The sequence below is a fragment of the Streptomyces sp. NPDC048483 genome (assembly GCF_040651455.1).
GTDB lineage: Bacteria > Actinomycetota > Actinomycetes > Streptomycetales > Streptomycetaceae > Streptomyces.
Map to the genome: position 1 here is coordinate 1 of NZ_JBEZJZ010000144.1, position 17308 is coordinate 17308.

Genomic DNA, 17308 nt, shown 5'->3' on the forward strand with positions numbered 1-17308 from the left:
CGCCGTGAAGCCCGCCGCCCGCGCGGCCGCCGGCCGCTCCAGCAACGGAAGCTCGGTGAACAGAATCGACAGATTGACGTTGAAGCGCGTGTCCGTGAAACCCATAAGAGCCAGGCGCCCCTTCCGGATAGCGGATTTTTATTTCTGTGTTACGGGATATCCGTGTTACGGGATAGTGGCGATGCCGGGCGCGATGGTCAAGCCGCGCCCGGCTCACCGTCCGGATCGGATCCGGTCTCAGACCTTGAGCGGCTTGATCGCGGTGGGTGCGTGGCCCGGCTCCGTCGCGAGCTCCTCGAACTCGGTGACGTCGCTCATGTCGACCGTCTTGCTCATCGCGATGTTGGTGATCCGCTCCAGGATGGCCTCGACGACCACCGGGACCTGGTGCTCGACGGCGAGCTTCTTGGCCTCCTCGAAGGCGGCACCCAGCTCGCTCGGGTCGGTGACACGGATGGCCTTGACGCCCAGGCCCTCGGCGACCTTGATGTGGTCGACGCCGTAGACGCCGATCTCCGGGGTGTTGATGTTCTCGAACTCGAGGTTGACCTCGAAGTTGATGCCCAGGCCGCCCTGTGCCTGACGGATCAGGCCGAGGTAGGCGTTGTTCACCAGGACGTGGACGTAGGGCACCTTGTGCTGGGCGGCGACCGCCAGCTCCTCGATCATGAACTGGAAGTCGTAGTCGCCGGACAGCGCGACGATCGGGGTCTCCGGGTCGGCGGTGGCGGCACCGATCGCGGCCGGGATGGTCCAGCCGAGCGGGCCGGCCTGGCCGCAGTTGATCCAGTTGCGCGGCTTGTAAACGTGCAGGAACTGCGCGGCGGCGATCTGCGAGAGGCCGATGGTGGTGACGTAGCGCGTCTCCGGGCCGAAGACCTTGTTCATCTCCTCGTACACGCGCTGCGGCTTGATCGGGATGTTCTCGAAGTTCGTACGGCGCAGCAGGGTGGCCTTGCGCTCCTGGGCGGAGGCGGCCCAGTCGCTGAAGTCCGGCAGCTTGCCCTCGGCCTTGAGCTCCTTGGCGATCTCGATGAAGAGCTCCAGCGCGACCTTGGCGTCGGAGGCGATGCCGTAGTCCGGGGCGAAGATCTTGCCAAGCTGGGTGGGCTCGATGTCGACGTGGACGAACTTGCGGCCCTTGGTGTACGCCTCCAGGTTGTAGCCCGTGTGGCGGTTGGCCCAGCGGTTGCCGATGCCGAGGACGAAGTCCGACTCCAGGAAGGTCGCGTTGCCGTAGCGGTGCGCGGTCTGGACACCGACCATGCCGGCGGCCAGCTCGTGGTCGTCCGGGATGGTGCCCCAGCCCATCAGGGTGGAGATGACCGGGATGTTGGTCAGCTCGGCGAACTCGACCAGCAGGTCGGAGGCGTCGGCGTTGATGATGCCGCCACCGGCGACGATCAGCGGGCGCTCGGACTCCAGCAGGAACGCGAGAGCCTTCTCGGCCTGGGCGCGGGTGGCCTGCGGCTTGTAGGCCGACAGCGGCTCGTACGTCTCCGGGTCGAACTCGATCTCGGTCAGCTGGACGTCGATCGGGAGGTCGATGAGGACCGGGCCGGGGCGGCCGGAGCGCATCAGGTGGAAGGCCTGCTGGAAGACGCCGGGGACCTGCGCGGCCTCGAGGACGGTGGTCGCGGCCTTGGTGACCGGCTTGGCGATCGTGGCGATGTCGACGGCCTGGAAGTCCTCCTTGTGGAGCTTCGAGACCGGGGCCTGGCCGGTGATGCACAGGATCGGGATCGAGTCCGCGATCGCGGAGTACAGGCCGGTGATCATGTCGGTGCCGGCCGGGCCGGAGGTACCGATGCAGACACCGATGTTGCCCGCCTTGGCACGGGTGTAGCCCTCGGCCATGTGCGAGGCGCCCTCGACGTGGCGGGCGAGCGTGTGGCTGATGCCGCCCCCCTCCTTCAGCGCCTTGTAGAAGGGGTTGATCGCCGCGCCCGGCACTCCGAAGGCGTTGCTCACGCCCTCGCGCTTGAGGATCTCCACTGCAGCGCGGGCGGCTGTCATTCGAGGCATCGAGTACTCCTGCGTCGACCAGTCAGGGGCATGTTCCGGCGAAGAGCCGGAGGAACCGGAAAGCTTGTTAATTCCGTATCATGGAATCAATGTTTTGCTTTATGGAAGTAAGGTAGAGCGGGTCGATCCGCTCGTCAAGGGGATACGGGGCGCCCGATGCGGAAAAACCCGCAATGAAGTGCGGGAACGCGGGCGGGTGGGCAGGCGGCGTGGGGGCATACGAAGAGCCGCCGTAGCGGGCGGCTCGCACACCTCATGTCGCCCCGAGCCGCGCCGGCATCCTTGACGTCACCTTGATCGCAAAAACCCCGTGCCGTCCCCGGCCTTGCCATGGTCGGGTTGGCCGGGTGGGCCGGGCGCGGTTTCGCGTCGGCTGCAAGAGGCAGCAGCTGCGCGCGCCCGCCCCGAACAAAGAGGAGTGCATGCGCCATGCCGGCGAACGATCCGCGGGACCCGAGCACGAACACGGACCTCTGGAATCCGCAGGCGCCCGGTGCCGCGTTGTTCGACGCCGTCGAGCACGGCGACACGGCAGCGGTTCAGGACCTGCTGGCCGACGGTGCAGACATCAATGCGCCCGACCCTCGCTCGACGTTCTTCGACGGCCAGACCGCATTGATCAGCGCGGCGAACAGTGGACTCGGCGACATGGTGCGGCTGCTGCTGTCCGCCGGAGCGGACGTCAACGTACGCTCCACCTCCGGCTGGACGGCGCTCATGCGGGCGTGCAACGCCGACCGGCTCGACTGCGCACGCGTGCTTCTCGATGCCGGAGCGGAGGTCGGGATACGCAACGACGAAGGCTACAGCGCTCTTGGACGCACCCGGGCCGCCAACAAGGAGCTGATACGGCTGCTCACAGACCGAGGCGCGGATTAGCCCCTACCCGCATCCATCCGGCACGCTTCGCACCCACTCGGGCCGGACTCCCCACGCGCGAAGGCGGCTCCGCGGCTCCGGTCACAGCGAGTCGCGGGGGCCGAGTGTGCTCTCGGGGCAGAAGGGATGTGAGGATGCACCTATGAGCAACGTGTTTTTCGACATCACCATCAACGACGAGCCCGCCGGGCGGATCGTGTTCAGGCTGTACGACGACGTGGTCCCCAAGACCGCCAAGAACTTCCGCGAGCTCGCCACGGGCGAGCACGGCTTCGGCTACGAGGGCTCCGGCTTCCACCGGGTCATTCCCAACTTCATGCTCCAGGGCGGCGACTTCACCCGCGGTGACGGCACCGGCGGCAAGAGCATCTACGGCGAGAAGTTCGCCGACGAGAACTTCCAGCTGAAGCACACCAAGCCGGGCCTGCTGTCCATGGCCAACGCCGGGGCGAACACCAACGGCTCGCAGTTCTTCATCACCACCATCGTCACCGACTGGCTGGACGGCAAGCACGTCGTCTTCGGCGAGGTCGTCGAGGGCATGGACCTCGTGAAGAAGATCGAGGCGCAGGGCTCGGGCAGCGGCAAGACCCGGTCGACGATCAAGATCGCAAAGTCGGGCGTCGTCGCCGGCCAGTAGCCGAGTAGCACCGCTCGCCGGATCCTCTGCCACCGCCTCGGCCCGGCGGAGGATCCGGTCTCCCTCGCACCATTCACGGCCTGCACTCGCCCTCGGTGCGCGGGAACGTGGCGTGCACCGGGTAGCCGATGGCGAATTCGTGGACATGCATGGGGGCAGGGGAGCCGTCGGGCAGCTTGGGCTGGACCTATCGGCTGCGAACGAGGGCAAGTCTCCCCATCCCCCCAGACCGCAGATCTCGTGCTTCCAGCGGATCGCTGGGGCGTCAGCCTCTAGACGTGCAAGCACCCCGCGCCGGGCGCTGACCGGGCGGGGCGCACCCCAGGTGTCGTTGGCGATGAACGAGCCGAGGCCCCCACCCCGCGGCCCCACCTTCCGTAGCCGCGGGAGCCCGGCCCTTCAAGCGAGAATCGACAGATGACCGACACCCACACCGCAGCCTGACACCTGTACGTCGCACTCCATGGACTGGCCGCCGCGCAGATCCAAGGAAAGATCTCCGCCACCCCTGGCGGACCGGGCGACCTCGACTACGCCCGGATCCAGCTCGCGCAGTACGGTCTCCCACTTCAACGACGGCACCCCGGGCTCGTGGACGCGATCCAACAGGTTCTGGATGGCTGGCCAAGGGAGCCCGCCAGACGTCTCGTCCGCCTACTGCCGATCATGGACGAGCTCTCCAGCATTTGCGGAGGGGCTCTACCCGACACCCTTCCGCCCCTCCGTACCTGACGCACCCCTACAGCCGGGGTGGCTCAGTCACAGCGACCGGCACCGACAACGCTGAGGCCTCGAGAACCCTACACTCGAACACATGAGCGAGTTGCCGCCGGACCTGCCACGCCTCCGCACCCTGGAGACCTGGCTACAGCTCACCCTCGACCAGGTCCGCCGCCACATCGCACTCGCCGAACAGCAGGCCGCCATCCAGCGCGCCAGTGACCCGCCGCCCGCCCCGCCGGAGTGGGTCGTGCAGCTCAGCGTAGGCAGCGAAGGCCGGCCTATAGCCGTGCATGTCGGTGGCTGCGCATCAGCTGGCCGACGCGCCCGAGGCATCAGCCGCGACCAGGCCATCCGCGCGCTCACCGACGGACTCGAGCCCTGCGCCCTCTGTCGGCCGGACACCGAGCTCGGCATCCTCGGCTGACCTGCGACCCACGGCCGGCCCGTGCACGCTGAAGGAATGCGCCACGACGCACCGATCGTCGTCCACCGCCTGAGCGCCACCGGCGGCAGGCGCGTCACCGCGCGCGGGCACATCCTCGGGCTGGCCTACAGCAATGCCGACACCGTCTCCTCGCAGGTGCATGCGGTTGAGAACCCGGGTGGACTATCGCGGCGGCCATCGGCGTCGTGATCGGGCTATGGGCCTGTGGTACCTCATTCGAGAGGCGAATGACTGGGAGCAAAGAGTCGGCGGATGCTTGGCGGCATGGGCGGGCATCTGCATTGGCAGCTACGGCCTCTACGCTGAGCTGGCAGAGCTCGCGGCTTGCAGCTGAAGCCGTGACCGTCGGCCGCTGACGTCGTCCTTGTACAGGTCGAGACGCTGCGGCGGGCTCGCCAGCCGGAACTCCAGGATCGTCAGGGACCTCCGCATCGACGGCGCGCAGCGAAGCGCCCCGCCGGAGAGGGGGCGCGAGCGGGCCAAGTGCGACCGAGGATGGGCCCGAGGGTTGCGGAAGCCCAGGGATTTCATGGCGAGGGAAATGCTCTACCGGTCCTCGCCTGCCATGTCGGACGATCTTCTCTGCGCCATCAGTGCTGGCGCACCCCGTCGATGACGAGTGTCAGCAGGCGGTCGGTTTCGGCCGCGCCGTCACTGTCGTGTTCGGTGGCCAGCGCAATGGCTCCGACCAGTTTGAGCAGCTGGGTGATGGTGACCTCGGGGCGTACGGCGTGCGCTTGCCGAGCGCGCGCGAGTAGTTCGCTGCCGGCGTTCACGATGAGCGTGTGGCAGGTGTCCCCGAGCGTCGGATCGCCGGCACCAGGCATCAGGGCCGCCCCCAGGCCCCTGTTGGTTACGGCGTGTGCCCCGACGGCGCGAAGCCAGGTGACGAGTGCGGCTTCCCGGTCAGGCTCCGTCGCGAGGTCGCGTGCCTTGGCGCAGAGGGTCTCCACCCGGTCTTTGAAGACAGCCTCCAACAGCGCCTGCCGGGATGGGAAGTGCCGGTGCAGTGTGGCTGAGCCGACCCCGGCATGGCGCGCGATCTCCTCCAAGGAGGCTTCAACGCCGTGCTGGGCAATGGCGGCCCCGGCGGCGGCCAGGATCCGTTCATAGTTGCGCCGCGCGTCGGCGCGCATGGGACGCCTGGGCGAGGACGGCACGGTGGCGTCGTGAGACACGGGAGCTCCTGACGGCTTGCTAACCGGGGTGGTCCTCCATATCGTATCGAGCATTAACCGGAGGGCCACCCCACTTATGGTGTGACCCTCCCCGGTGTGCGCGACATCCAGGAGAGACAGTGGAACCGACGGACAAGTCCATCGTCGTGACGGGCGCGACCGGCCTGCAGGGCCGGGCAGTGACCAGGCATCTGCTCGACGGTGGCTGGCAGGTGCGCGCCCTCACGCGCAATCCGGACGGCGCGCCGGCCAAGGCCCTGGCGAGCGCCGGCGCGCAGATCGTACGCGCGGAGATGGAGGACATCTCCTCCCTCGTTGACGCTGCCGAAGGCGCCTACGGGCTGTTCAGCGTCCAGCCCACGGTGGGCTCGCCCGGTACGTCGAGGGACTTCTCCGCCGATGACGAGGTCCGCTGGGGAATGAACATCGCCGAGGCCGCCCAAACCGCCGGCATCAGGCATCTTGTCTTCAGCTCGGTCGCCGGCGCGGACCGCCACGGCCGTGAGGCGTTGCCCGAGAACCTGATCAGCAAGTGGCGGATCGAGCAGCACCTCGCCAAGCTCGGCCCGCCCGCCACGATTCTGCGGCCGGTGTCCTTCATGGAGAACTACACCGGTGAATACGCCCTGCAAGGCGGCAACCTGGTCTCAGGTATCGCACCCGACGTTCCGCTGCAGATCGTGGCCGTGGACGATGTCGGTTTTGTCACCGCGCTGGCCTTCTCCCGGCCCCAGGAGTGGATCGGGCGAGCCATGGCCTTGGCCTGCGACGAACTGACCCCGGTCCAGATCGCCGCGCACATCGAGACGGCAATCGGGCGCCCGCTTCCGTACGCCCAGATTCCGATAGAAACGATTCGCGCCGTCAACGAGCAATTCGCGTTCGCCCACGAGTGGCTGAACGAACGCGGTTACAGCGCCGACATTACCGCCACGCGACGGATTCACCCCGCCGCGATGGACTTCCGCACCTGGCTGGAGCGAACCGGTGCAGCCCAGATCACGGCATTCCTGCACGCCCAGGATGCAGAGGGACAGGACGCGTGAGCGGTCAGAGGCCCCACCTTGGGCGTACCGGCATCTGGGCCGGCGAACTCGACGACTGCTCGGCTGCCGGTGTCCGCGAGGCAGTGACCACGATCGAGGAGCTCGGCTTCGGCACCTTGTGGTTCCCCGAGACGGCGGGGCGGGAAGCGATGGCGCAGGCCGGGATCCTGCTGTCGCAGACCCGCCGGATCGTGGTGGCGGCCGGCAGCACGGACATCTACGCACGCGACCCGGTGACCGCCGCCGCCGCACAGCGCACTCTTGAGGAGGCATTCCCCGGGCGCTTCCTGCTCGGCCTGTGGGACAGTCACCCCAGCCTCGCCGAGGATATCCGCGGCCACCGCTTCGGCCCCCCGCTGCCCACCATGCGCGCCTACCTCGACGCGCTGGACACCGCCCCGTTCGGGCCACCGGCCACGGGCCCCTCGCCCCACCGTGTGCTCACGGCCCTGGACCCCGGCATGCTCGCACTCGCCGCCGAACGAGCCTGGGGCGCAAACCCGTTGGGCATGCCGGTCGAACACACCCGCAACTCCAGAGCAGTGCTCGGCCCCACCGGGCTCCTGGCCGTCACCCAGCTGTGCGTGCTGGGCCCGGACCGCTCACACACCGCCGCGCTGGCTCGCACCACGGCAGCAGCTGCCCTGCCCAACCGCCGCACCCTGCTCTCAGACCTGGGGTACGAGAACGTGGACTCGCTCGAGGACCGACTCGTCGACGCGCTCGTGGCCCACGGCACCGCCGAGGACATCGCCCGCCGCGTCCATGAGCACCTTGACGCCGGAGCCGACCACGTCAGCCTCCACCTCCTCACCACCACACCCCACACCCCGCCCACACAGCGGTGGAAGCAACTCGCAGTACACCTGCTGCCCTGACCGGCCCGGGAATGTGGCGAACAGGCGCGGCTCTGCTGTTCTCGCCGCACTGTTCGCCGAGCAAGCCGAGGAGATGCCTTGCCCTCCGTGCCGTCATCTCTCTTTGAGCCTCTCTGGGAACAGTTCTCGGCTCTCCTGCCCGAGCGACCCGAGTTCGACCCCACGCATCCGCTGGACTGCCACCGTCGACGCGTTCCAGACAGGATGGTGTTCGGGCTGGTTGTCGAAGCACTGGTACACGGCTCCGGATACGAACGAGTCGCCACCGCCGACTGCTCGGACTGGACCATCCGCAGCAGGCTCAAAGAGTGGAGCAACCTGGGACTGGCGCGCGAACTGCACCGCATCGCACTGACCGCGTACGACAAGATGATCGGCCCGGAGCTGTACGAGCTGTCCGTCGACGGCTGTCACACCAAGGCCCCATGCAAGGGCGACAAGGCAGGGCCGTCGCCAGTCGACCGGGCCAAGCAAGGGCTCAAGCGTTCCACCCTGGTCGACGGCGGCGGGATACCGCCCGGCCTCGCCTCAGCCAGCGCCAACCGGCACGACTCGGTCCTGCTCGAACCGACCATCGGAGCCGCCAAGCACCAGGTCGGGAACCTGCCCACCCATGCCACCGTGCATCTCGATTCGGCCTACGACGGCAAGCCCAGCCGCCGGATCCTCGACGACCACGGCCTCATCGGCGAGATCGCCCGTAAGGGCGTGCCCGCTCCGATCCAAGTCGGCATGTGCTGGGTGGTTGAACGCACCCAATCCTGGATGAACGGCTACGGCAAGATCCGCCGCTGCTTCGAACGCGATGGCCGAGTAGTCGACTTCTACCTCTACCTCGCCGCCGCGTTCGTCACCGTGCGCGCCTTGATTCGACGTGCAAGAAAGCTCTACCGGTGGCCGAGCCGCCCAACTGCACGTCGCCTGAGATGACACCTCACCTCGGTCGCCCTAAGCGCCGGGCATGGGTTGCATCTGAAGTCCGTGCCGATTGCCGATCTCGATGAGGCGATCAACGTCCGGCGGCGCGTCCGACTGGGGCGGCAGCTCCCGTCGCTGGGCCGGTTCACCCGCTTCGGCGAAGAATTTTTCGATTCCGCCCGGCGTGTAGGTGATCAAGAGCCGCACCGTGCTGGTGGGCTCGAACCGCTCCAATGTGCCCTCAGGGATATGGATGAAGGACCCGGGACCGCCTTCGACCGTCTCGTCGCCGATGTGGTAGCGCAGCGTCCCCTCGATGACGTAGACGCTCTCGGTTCCGGCGTGGGTGTGGGGCGGTGGGCCCATCCCCTCCGGAATGGTCATCTCCACGACAGTCATCGCGCCGTTGGTCTCGTCGCTCGATGCCTTGACCTCGTAGAGGCCGTTCAGCATCCAGAATGCTTTCCCCTCACCGCTGTGGCGCACGTGGGCGTTCTTCGCCATGTGAGGCCGCTCCCTTCCTCGGTGGGTCCTCTCAGGTGTTCCCACGGACGGGCCGGCGGAAGGCCGCTATCCGGGTGCGTGTGGCTCCAGTGTCACGAGTCCGGCATGATCAGCCGGACAGGGCCCAGCACGTCGCCTTGGGGAGCTGGCGCTCGGCCCGCACCCACAGGATCCCCCTGCGCCACCGCGGGAGGGGAAGGGGTGCGGACCTCGATCCCCAGGACGCGAGTAGCGCATAACGTTCCCTTAAGCGCAGGCATCCTCAGATGCTGTTGCTGGCGTCCCAGAGGCCGTCGACGGCGAGATGGAGTCCGCGCTTGATGTCGTCGGTGAAGGTGATGTCCTTCGACGCCGCACCAGGCGCAGGTGCGCTTCACCAGACGCTCGCGGACATGCACGGTCTCGTACTCCGCGACGGACTTCTCGCGCTCCGGGTCGTCGTCGGCCGTTTCGTACGGCGTGCTGGTCGTCATCCTGGACCCCTAAGCGTCCGGTGATTCTGACCCGAAGCTCCGCCGGAACGAAACCCATCGGGCCAGAAGTGCCAGAGGTGTACGCACTCCCGAGCTCCGCCACCGGGCAACCCACACTCCGGACTCCACACCACCAGACTTCCGTCCCCACGAAACTTCCCAGAGCAGAAGTGCCAGAGGTGCCACGCACCCCGGCCCCCTTACACCGAAGACCACCACATCCCCACTCCCCATCACCGGTTCCGCCCCCCACGAAACGGACACCACCGCGACGACGGAGGAGCGGGAACTGGTCGCGGACACCGAGGTCCGCGGCTGGGCGCGTGAGATCGAACGCCACCAGCAGATCGCCAACCGCATCTCCAACCTCCTTAACGGCCCGGTGAGCCCGGGGGCGATGCCGCCGAGGGGCTGTGACTCGGGAACCCCCTGGACCGACCTGGACCCCGCAGCCAGGATGCGTCCATGCCCTTTCCTGAGCCCACACCCGACCCGGAACCGACACCCTTCGTCGCTACGTGATCGCCACTCCCAGCCCAGGGACTGGCCGCTACCTGGATCTGCTCCACGGAAACTTCCGCAGGCTGCCCGCCGAGGAACGCACGCAGTTCCTCCAGGCCCTCAGCCTCGACGCGCGCAGAATCACCGACGCCGAACTCGAATTCCGGCTCCAGCCCAACTGGCGCTCCCGCATCACCGCGGCATGGATGATCGGGCTGGACCACCGCGAGCAGTTCCGCGACCGTATCCGCGAACTCCCGCCCGCCAGCGAACTCGACCTGGCCACCCGCGCCGCCGGCCTCGCCCACCAGGCCCCGGCCCGGCGCCTCATCGACCGGCCGCTCATCACCGAGAACCCCTACGCCCTGTGGCCCTACCACCTGCACGACGCGATCCGTACCGCGGTGCACACCGACGACCACAGCGAGGACCGCTGGCCCCCCACCGACTGGCACCAGGCCGCCACCCGCGCCCTGGCCGCCCTCGGTGACCAATGGGCCACGACCGCCGCCCTGGCGCCCAGCCGCATGCTCCTCGTGGCGTGCCTGCGCCAGGGCCTGCGCCTGGCCCGCGACCACCGCCTCACCGACCTGAGCTGGCTCACACCACTCATCGAGACCGCCGTCGCCTTCCACCACGCCGTACGCGGCGCACACGACGACCTGACAGCCACCATCGACCGCTTGCGCAAGGCAACGGCGAACGGCGACTTCACCTATTACGTCCACATCGCCACCGCCATGGGCGACCTGCCCCAGCCCGACGGACCCGCCATCCGGTGGCTCGACGCCGAACACACCGTCCGCCCCCGCTGGCGCACCCTGGTCATCGCCAGGCGCGAGCGCCTTCACGCACAGCGGTAGGCGTTGCGGCGGCAACGGTCGCATTACCAACAGAGCCGGGCCTGGCCTGGGTTAATGCCGGGTGTTTTGAGGATCTCCGCCTACGTGGCATTGGTACGTAGGCGGGGCGGCCACCCGCAGAATCGCGCTGGCGACGGGACCGCATCCTGAACGGAGGGTTCCGTGCGAGGCGCGAACGTCGGAACTTCTGCGCCCGCTGGTGCAAGGGCCTCGTGGCGGGCGCCAGCAACGCCGGGCCGGAAGGCAACTGCTTGCCGACTGCCGTCGGCTGCTCAGCAGCGGGGGGACGGAGTGCTGAGCACGTGGAGCGCTGTTGACGGTATTTCGGAGCCGGTTTTGATGAACTTCACCTTCTCACCATCGACGGCGCGTCGCAGCGCGTCCTTGTAGTGGCAGAGCAAGTCCTCCAACTGCCCGCACGACAGCCCCCAGAACTCGGACGGCAGCTCCGTCCGATGCAGGGCGCTCTGCTTCGGACCGAGCTGGATGCCCATGGCCTTGGCCCCTTCCTCCGTGCCCTGGTGGAGGTAGATCTCTTTCGGTTCCAGGCCCAGCCATGCGCCGATCCAGCGGGCCATGTCGTAGATCGTCAGGGAGCCCGCATCCCAGATGTACCCGATCAGGCGCGCGACCGTGTTGTGGAGATCCTTGAACGTGGCCGCCTCCTGGAGATCGTCAAGGTGCGCCAGGAGCGTCTCCTGGCATGGTCTCAGCGTCCGCTCGTCGTTGCGACGCCGCATGTGGGAGTGCTTGCTGCCGGGCGGGATTCTCCCGAAGCCGGCGTACTCCACGACCTCGCGCAGCGTCTCCAGTCGGCGGAAGGCGTCCAGTTCCGCCCCTCCGGCTTCCGGCCACCACCGCTCGAAGTCGACGATGATCCGGCCGAAGCTCTTTCGGGTGCGTTTGCGCCAGCGTTCGGTCATAGACGGAAGCGTAATCCCGTTGGCTTGCAGGGCTGTTGGCAAGAACGTCTTCCCGCGTTGGCCCCGGAGTCCTGGCCCGGACACCGGGGAACAAGTAGCCCGCCATTAAACCGGGGGGCTGGCTTCCACCCACCCACCAGCCTGTGATGGGATCACCTCCGGCGCGGCACCACCCACAACCGAACAGGGAATGACTCCGTGATACCGGACTCCCCCCAGCTCCCCACACCGCCGGCTCCCGAGGCTGACTCGCTGGACCTGGTGAAGTCCCGCGCCCGGTGGCGCGCGGCTTTCTTCTCGATGACGGCGGCCGCCGTGGCCCTCAGCGCTGCCGTCGGCGTCCTCCTCCTCACTCCAACACCAAAGGCCGGCGGACCGCACGCCGCCGCCTCGCCCACGACCTCCAGCCCCACGCCCGAGGCCGACGAAGAGAGCGCCACCGAGCCGGCCGACGTGGCCACCGAGGAGCCGACCCCGGCCGCGGAGACCTGCGTGGGCAAGAAGTACGAGGCGGCCACTGACCGCGACGTGAAGAAGCTGGAGCGCACTGCGGACGACAAGCTGGGCACGTGCCTGGTCATCTACGGCGAGATCACCCAGTTCGATTCGGCGACGGGAAAGACCTCGTTCCGCGCCAACGTCTGTGGGAGCAAGCGCTACCCCGAGTACGGATTCTTGTCCGACTGCGACACCAACGCGATGTTCGACATCGACCCGGCCGCCGAGAAAGCCGCCGCCGAATTGGTCAACGGGGACGTCGTGGAGATGAGAGTGAGCGTCGCCGGAACCCTCACCTACGAGACGACGATTGGGGGGAGCATGACGGTCCCCAAGTTCACCGCCTACAAGCTCCACAAGTACGCGACCACCAAGTAGCCGGCCCCACCACCAGGAGCACGATGGCCACGAATGGCACCCCGGACCTACGCCGGCCCCAAGGAGAGGCAACCCCGGCGTGGTACCGGAAGGGAGCCCCACGTGGCTCACTCGACCCACCACAGGTGGAAGGGGCATTGCTTGATGTGCGCGGCCGATCGGGTCCGCGGCAACGGGCCGGCCAAGATGCGACCCCACCACGTCAACCGCCTGATCGGCAAGACCCGACGCGCACGCCGCCGCGACATCGGTGACCAGGAGCGCTAAGCCCCACCACCACGAACGCCCGTCCCGACCGAACAGGGGCGGGCGTTCGTCTGTGCGCCCGCTGCCTACCGGGGAGTTATTCGTCCCTTGGTGTCGGGGCCAGGACTCCGGGGCCGCGTTCCAGGGATCGTGTCCCTCCTCAAGACACCCGGCATTGGCCCAGGTCAGGCGCGATTCCGTTGGAACTTCGGCCGTTGCTGCCGCAGCCCCCGGCAGCCGCATCAGGCGGGCAACGAAGGCGAAGGGCCCGGATCCCTGCGGATCCGGGCCCTTCGGCCTCTTGAGGAGGGGCCGTACTGGCCGCCACCATGATGATCAGTGCTCGTCCGGGCTCTTGCCCGCCAGAGCACCCAGGAGCTCGACGATCTGCGCCTGGTTGCGATCCATCTTCTCTTCAAAGGCCTGGGGCCTGTCATCGTCGGCGGCACGCTCGGGGACCAGGACCACGTGCTCGGAGATCCTGGGGTCGTACCGGTAGCTGTTCCACGTCCTCGGAGCGACGCCGAGCTCGGCTGCGGCTCACCGCGCCCCCTGACCGTGCACCTGACGATGGCCGAGCAGACGTCCACCGGACTCATGGGCTCGCCCGCCGGCCGCAAGGCCCACCGGATCCACAGCGACCGCGTGGCAGCCGCTTCGACGGGCAGGTGACACACGCCGGATGGTTCTCGCTCTGGGCGAACGGATCACTCTGACGGCACAGTAGCGGAGCGGGATCTCCTGCCGATGCCGGAACACCTGAACGGGAACGACGCTCACTCCACAGCGGTACGGGGTGGGCGCCGTCGCATGTCACGCCCCGTCAGGCCCGTTAGGTCCAATAGGGGTAATGCCTGGCGCGGTGTCTGGATGATGGACAGGAGCGACGCGCAGAAAGCTGCTGCGTTCGGTGACCGGGTTCAGGACCGCGACCTTCAGCGGGGTCCGCGCGGCGGCCTGGACACGAGACAGCCAGGTCCGGTTGGGCACCAGAATCGTCAGGTCCTTCGGCCACCCGGCGAGCGCTCCGGGATCGGGACACACCACACCAGCCAGCCTGAACCCGCTTCCCCACCTTGGCCGACTGTAGACGAGCAGCCCGTTGCCGTGGGTGGTGCTCTGCTCGCCGTACACGACCGCTTTGCCTGAGGCGGAACGGACCATCTGCGTGAAGACCGGCCATACCGTGTCATCCATGCCCGCGTGCTCGAAGAAGCCTGCCAGACGCTGCAGCTCCGCCTGCCGCTCCCGCGCCCGCTCCAGGTTCTCTCGGCGGCGCTCTTCAGCGGCAGCAGCCCGCTGCTCGGCATCCCGGCAGCGCTGCTCGGCAGCAACAGCCCGCTCGACGGCTTCGGCATCGGCCTCCAGCCGGGCGCGGTCGACCGCCAGCTGAACGTACGCGGGGGCTGTCCACCACACTGTGCCGTCCGGGCTGGTATGGACGTGCACACGCCCGTCGAGAATCCACCTGACCGCATCGCCGAGAGGGCTGGTGATGTGCGTCCACTTCGCCTTCGCCTTCAGCGTGCGCGGCGCCCAGGTGTAGCGCGCCATCCCGTGCCGCATCATCCAGGTCTCCCCCCGATTCATCGGGAATGTCACCCGCAGCGAGGGCACGACACGTTCCCACGGCCGTCCCTCCGGTGCGACCCAGCACACCGCCACACCGTCCTGCGCGTAGCGGTCCGTACGCATCCGCGCGTCCTCCGGCGTCATCGGCGACAGCTGCGCCTCCAGGGCCATGAATGGACGGTCCTGCCCGTCAAAGACCATCACGTCGGCACGCCAGTTCCGGGTCTCGCTGCTGACCTCCAGCTCTGCTCTCCACCCTGCCGCACGGGCGGCCGTAGCCAGCTCCAGCTTCAGCAGGTGATGCTCCGGCGACTCATTTGCCAGCTCGCAGTCGGGAGGCCGCACCTGGTGGTAGAAGTGCCGGGAACGGTACTGGGAGACGCGCGCGAAGACCCGGCCCTGGCACTCCGGGCACCTCAACTCCATCCCTTTGACGCGATGGATGTCTGCCCACGCCCGGCCACACCCGAGATCGTCCAGCGACGCGTCCAGTCGTCCCCAGTCCGGGTGTACAGCGGTGTACCCCATCGGCCCCCCAGTCGTGCCCCCAAGGGTCCATCGTCCCCGCCCCACGACATCTCCACACGGGTTCTCGGAGAACGGCGGGATCCGAGCACTGCAGTCCCTCCCGGGCGTCATTCCGGTTGCTGCCGTTTCGGGGGTCCGCTCGTATTCCTACGGCCAGGTGGTGAGTAGCACTCCATAGTCAGCTCACCGCTGAGATCGACCACAAGAACGGGCCCCATTGGGCCTGTTGGGGCTAACCGGTCTAACAAGTGGCTTTGTCCATGAGAACGGGTTCTGGCTCAACTTCTGTGGTGCCCGCATCCCTGCGTGACCGAGGAGGGGGGACACGACGAACCGCACTATGCGGCATGCTGACAATGTGGCTCCGCGGGTGAGGGCGTCGCCCGGAATTCGTCGGAGTCGCTGCGCATTTACCGCCCGGCGGACGTGGTCTCCGCACTGCTGCGCAGAGCTCGTTCCTCTGCGTCGGCAAGCCAGAAGAAGACAGGCGGCAGGCCGAGTTCGATCGCCGTCAGGAGGATCTGGAACCACTGCGGCCAGCCGTGAAGGGCGAGTGAGAACAGCCGCCCCGCGCCACCCAGCAGAAAGACGCCGGCCAGCCACCGCACCGCCCGAGCTGGGACGGGTCGCTGCCGAGCGGCCCAGAGCCAGGCCAGCCCGTAGCCGACGAAGATGGCCCCCATGAACCGGCCCCAGCTGTCGACCGTCGTGCCGGCGGAGTCTGCGCCGGGGATCGCCGCGTTGCCGAGTAGCACGTGAAATACACCGATCAGCACGCAGGCCCAGCCCATCAGCTGTGTGAGTGCCCGCAGAGCCCTTGCCATGACCCCTCCCAACCCGTCTCGTCGGAGCCTTAGTTGATATGTGTCTACTAGATTGGGTGTGCTAGTAGACACATGTCAAGTAGTCTGCGCTCGTGCCTCCCCGCCAACGACTCAGCCCCACTGACCGCCGCACCCAACTCCTCGGCGTCGGAGCGCAGCTCTTCGCCGCACGCCCGTACGACGACGTGCTGATGGAGGAAGTCGCCAAAGAAGCCGGCGTCTCCCGAGCCCTGCTCTACCGTCACTTCCCCAGCAAGCACGCCCTCTTCGCGGCCGTCTACCAACAGGCGGCGGACCAACTGTTCGCCGAAACCCGGCTCGACCCTGCCGACTCCCTGGTGGAGCAGCTCATCCAGGGCATGGACGTCCACCTCGACTACTTCGTGGCCAACCGCAACACCGTCCTCGCCGCAAACCGGGTTCTCGCGGGCGACCCGGTGATTCAGTCGATCATGACCAATGAGCTGGACGCACTCCGTACGCGGCTGCTGGCCGTACTCCCGCTCGCGCACGACAGCACCCGCGAGGCAGTGTCAGCCGTCCTGAAAAGCTGGCTGGTCTTCGTCCAAGTCCTCTGCGTCGACTGGCTCACCCACGAAACCTGCACCCGCACCCAGCTCCGCGACAGCTGCATCGGCGCGCTTCTCGGCGCTCTCCAGCCATTGCTCGCCGACGGCCCCACCCACCAGTGGCCGCCACAGCGGCCCGACGCAGACGCCTAGTACTCCAGCCGTGCTTCTCCATTTGTGCTGGTCAGCGGGCCTGTTTCGAGTCTAGTTGGCTGACACTCCGTCAGGGTAACGGCGGTTCGTGACTCACCCGATCGGGGTGCGTTGAGCCGGTTATGGAGACGGATGTCGAAGCGGGGCTGTGGGCCATTGAGCTGGAGTCGCTGCTGCTGCAGGTGGGCAAGCGATTCGGGCGCGTAGAGCCGCGGCGTCGGATGCGGGCCTATGTGCGCGGGTTGCTGGGCCCGGTCGGCCGGAAGAACAGCTGGCAGCTTGCCGAGCACGCTGGCCATGCCACTCCGCACGGGCTGCAGCGCCTGCTGTCGTGGTGCCGGTGGGATCCGGACGAGATCCGCGATGACCTGCAGGACTATGTGGCCGAGCGACTCGGAGGGCCAGATGGCGTTTTGATCGTGGACGACACCGGCTTCATCAAGAAGGGCGTCATCTCGGCAGGGGTACAGCGCCAATACTCGGGGACGGCCGGCCGCACTGAGAACTGCCAGATCGGCGTGTTCACCGCCTATGCCTCGGCCAG

The 17308-nt window shown here is 67.7% G+C and carries 19 protein-coding genes and 1 pseudogene; 12 read left to right on the forward strand and 8 right to left on the reverse strand.

Annotated elements, in window-relative coordinates:
- A pseudogene (locus tag AB0D04_RS38680) lies at nt 1-105 on the reverse strand (hydroxypyruvate isomerase); the annotation flags it as partial.
- Between the two features lie 132 nt (nt 106-237).
- Nucleotides 238-2025, reverse strand: coding sequence for a glyoxylate carboligase (gene gcl, locus AB0D04_RS38685; RefSeq protein ID WP_362712090.1), 1788 nt, complete (start codon nt 2023-2025; stop codon nt 238-240).
- A 429-nt stretch (nt 2026-2454) separates the two neighbouring features.
- Here gcl and AB0D04_RS38690 point away from each other — a divergent pair, with 429 nt between their 5' ends.
- The 4 genes from AB0D04_RS38690 to AB0D04_RS38705 all read left to right on the forward strand — a co-directional run bounded on the left by AB0D04_RS38690 (nt 2455) and on the right by AB0D04_RS38705 (nt 4901).
- Nucleotides 2455-2904 (forward strand): ankyrin repeat domain-containing protein, encoded by a 450-nt coding sequence (locus AB0D04_RS38690; protein WP_362712091.1) that lies wholly within the window; start codon nt 2455-2457, stop codon nt 2902-2904.
- A 142-nt stretch (nt 2905-3046) separates the two neighbouring features.
- On the forward strand, nt 3047-3544 hold the full coding sequence (locus tag AB0D04_RS38695; RefSeq protein WP_362712092.1) for a peptidylprolyl isomerase: 498 nt from the start codon (nt 3047-3049) through the stop codon (nt 3542-3544).
- Between the two features lie 814 nt (nt 3545-4358).
- Nucleotides 4359-4691 (forward strand): DUF6233 domain-containing protein, encoded by a 333-nt coding sequence (locus AB0D04_RS38700; protein WP_362712093.1) that lies wholly within the window; start codon nt 4359-4361, stop codon nt 4689-4691.
- 36 nt (nt 4692-4727) lie between these two features.
- A complete protein-coding gene (locus tag AB0D04_RS38705) occupies nt 4728-4901 on the forward strand; it encodes a hypothetical protein (protein WP_362712094.1) in 174 nt (57 codons plus the stop codon).
- Nucleotides 4902-5302: 401 nt separating this feature from the next.
- On the opposite strand, the gene AB0D04_RS38710 is transcribed toward AB0D04_RS38705, so the two are convergent.
- Complete coding sequence (locus AB0D04_RS38710) at nt 5303-5890, reverse strand: helix-turn-helix domain-containing protein (RefSeq protein ID WP_362712095.1); 588 nt, start codon at nt 5888-5890, stop codon at nt 5303-5305.
- Nucleotides 5891-6036: 146 nt separating this feature from the next.
- Between AB0D04_RS38710 and AB0D04_RS38715 the strand changes: the two genes are divergently transcribed.
- From AB0D04_RS38715 to AB0D04_RS38725, 3 genes are all read left to right on the forward strand, one after another.
- Nucleotides 6037-6936, forward strand: a complete 900-nt coding sequence (locus AB0D04_RS38715) for an NmrA/HSCARG family protein (RefSeq protein WP_362712096.1) — start codon at nt 6037-6039, stop codon at nt 6934-6936.
- Entirely contained in the window at nt 6933-7814 is an 882-nt protein-coding gene (locus AB0D04_RS38720; protein ID WP_362712097.1) for a TIGR03620 family F420-dependent LLM class oxidoreductase, read from the forward strand. Before AB0D04_RS38715 ends, AB0D04_RS38720 begins: the two co-directional genes overlap by 4 nt.
- Nucleotides 7815-7892: 78 nt before the next feature.
- Complete coding sequence (locus AB0D04_RS38725) at nt 7893-8744, forward strand: IS5 family transposase (protein WP_362712098.1); 852 nt, start codon at nt 7893-7895, stop codon at nt 8742-8744.
- An 18-nt stretch (nt 8745-8762) separates the two neighbouring features.
- On the opposite strand, the gene AB0D04_RS38730 is transcribed toward AB0D04_RS38725, so the two are convergent.
- Nucleotides 8763-9236 (reverse strand): cupin domain-containing protein, encoded by a 474-nt coding sequence (locus AB0D04_RS38730; protein WP_362712099.1) that lies wholly within the window; start codon nt 9234-9236, stop codon nt 8763-8765.
- A 991-nt stretch (nt 9237-10227) separates the two neighbouring features.
- Here AB0D04_RS38730 and AB0D04_RS38735 point away from each other — a divergent pair.
- Complete coding sequence (locus AB0D04_RS38735; protein WP_362712100.1) at nt 10228-11073, forward strand: DUF6000 family protein; 846 nt, start codon at nt 10228-10230, stop codon at nt 11071-11073.
- A 272-nt stretch (nt 11074-11345) separates the two neighbouring features.
- On the opposite strand, the gene AB0D04_RS38740 is transcribed toward AB0D04_RS38735, so the two are convergent.
- On the reverse strand, nt 11346-11996 hold the full coding sequence (locus AB0D04_RS38740; RefSeq protein WP_362712101.1) for a hypothetical protein: 651 nt from the start codon (nt 11994-11996) through the stop codon (nt 11346-11348).
- 198 nt (nt 11997-12194) lie between these two features.
- Between AB0D04_RS38740 and AB0D04_RS38745 the strand changes: the two genes are divergently transcribed.
- A complete protein-coding gene (locus AB0D04_RS38745) occupies nt 12195-12872 on the forward strand; it encodes a hypothetical protein (protein ID WP_362712102.1) in 678 nt (225 codons plus the stop codon).
- A gap of 144 nt (nt 12873-13016) precedes the next feature.
- Nucleotides 13017-13139 (forward strand): hypothetical protein, encoded by a 123-nt coding sequence (locus tag AB0D04_RS38750; protein WP_362712103.1) that lies wholly within the window; start codon nt 13017-13019, stop codon nt 13137-13139.
- 315 nt (nt 13140-13454) lie between these two features.
- Here AB0D04_RS38750 and AB0D04_RS38755 read toward each other — a convergent pair whose 3' ends face one another.
- From AB0D04_RS38755 to AB0D04_RS38765, 3 genes are all read right to left on the reverse strand, one after another.
- A complete protein-coding gene (locus AB0D04_RS38755; protein ID WP_362712104.1) occupies nt 13455-13586 on the reverse strand; it encodes a hypothetical protein in 132 nt (43 codons plus the stop codon).
- A 345-nt stretch (nt 13587-13931) separates the two neighbouring features.
- Complete coding sequence (locus AB0D04_RS38760) at nt 13932-15218, reverse strand: competence protein CoiA family protein (RefSeq protein ID WP_362712105.1); 1287 nt, start codon at nt 15216-15218, stop codon at nt 13932-13934.
- Nucleotides 15219-15628: 410 nt separating this feature from the next.
- Nucleotides 15629-16042: a DUF4345 domain-containing protein gene (locus AB0D04_RS38765; protein WP_362712106.1), complete on the reverse strand. Its 414-nt coding sequence runs from the start codon at nt 16040-16042 to the stop codon at nt 15629-15631.
- A 92-nt stretch (nt 16043-16134) separates the two neighbouring features.
- On the opposite strand from AB0D04_RS38765, the gene AB0D04_RS38770 reads away from it, so the two are divergent.
- Nucleotides 16135-16764: a TetR/AcrR family transcriptional regulator gene (locus AB0D04_RS38770; protein ID WP_362712107.1), complete on the forward strand. Its 630-nt coding sequence runs from the start codon at nt 16135-16137 to the stop codon at nt 16762-16764.
- A 122-nt stretch (nt 16765-16886) separates the two neighbouring features.
- Nucleotides 16887-17308 (forward strand): transposase (locus AB0D04_RS38775; RefSeq protein ID WP_362712108.1); only part of this gene is annotated, 422 nt, incomplete at its 3' end.

Coding starts and splice junctions, on each gene's coding strand:
- gcl (WP_362712090.1), bottom strand. CDS start 2,025: ATGCCTCGAATGACAGCCGCCCGCGCTGCAGTGGAGATCCTCAAGCGC.
- AB0D04_RS38690 (WP_362712091.1), top strand. CDS start 2,455: ATGCCGGCGAACGATCCGCGGGACCCGAGCACGAACACGGACCTCTGG.
- AB0D04_RS38695 (WP_362712092.1), top strand. CDS start 3,047: ATGAGCAACGTGTTTTTCGACATCACCATCAACGACGAGCCCGCCGGG.
- AB0D04_RS38700 (WP_362712093.1), top strand. CDS start 4,359: ATGAGCGAGTTGCCGCCGGACCTGCCACGCCTCCGCACCCTGGAGACC.
- AB0D04_RS38705 (WP_362712094.1), top strand. CDS start 4,728: ATGCGCCACGACGCACCGATCGTCGTCCACCGCCTGAGCGCCACCGGC.
- AB0D04_RS38730 (WP_362712099.1), bottom strand. CDS start 9,236: ATGGCGAAGAACGCCCACGTGCGCCACAGCGGTGAGGGGAAAGCATTC.
- AB0D04_RS38740 (WP_362712101.1), bottom strand. CDS start 11,996: ATGACCGAACGCTGGCGCAAACGCACCCGAAAGAGCTTCGGCCGGATC.
- AB0D04_RS38750 (WP_362712103.1), top strand. CDS start 13,017: ATGTGCGCGGCCGATCGGGTCCGCGGCAACGGGCCGGCCAAGATGCGA.
- AB0D04_RS38760 (WP_362712105.1), bottom strand. CDS start 15,218: ATGGGGTACACCGCTGTACACCCGGACTGGGGACGACTGGACGCGTCG.
- AB0D04_RS38765 (WP_362712106.1), bottom strand. CDS start 16,042: ATGGCAAGGGCTCTGCGGGCACTCACACAGCTGATGGGCTGGGCCTGC.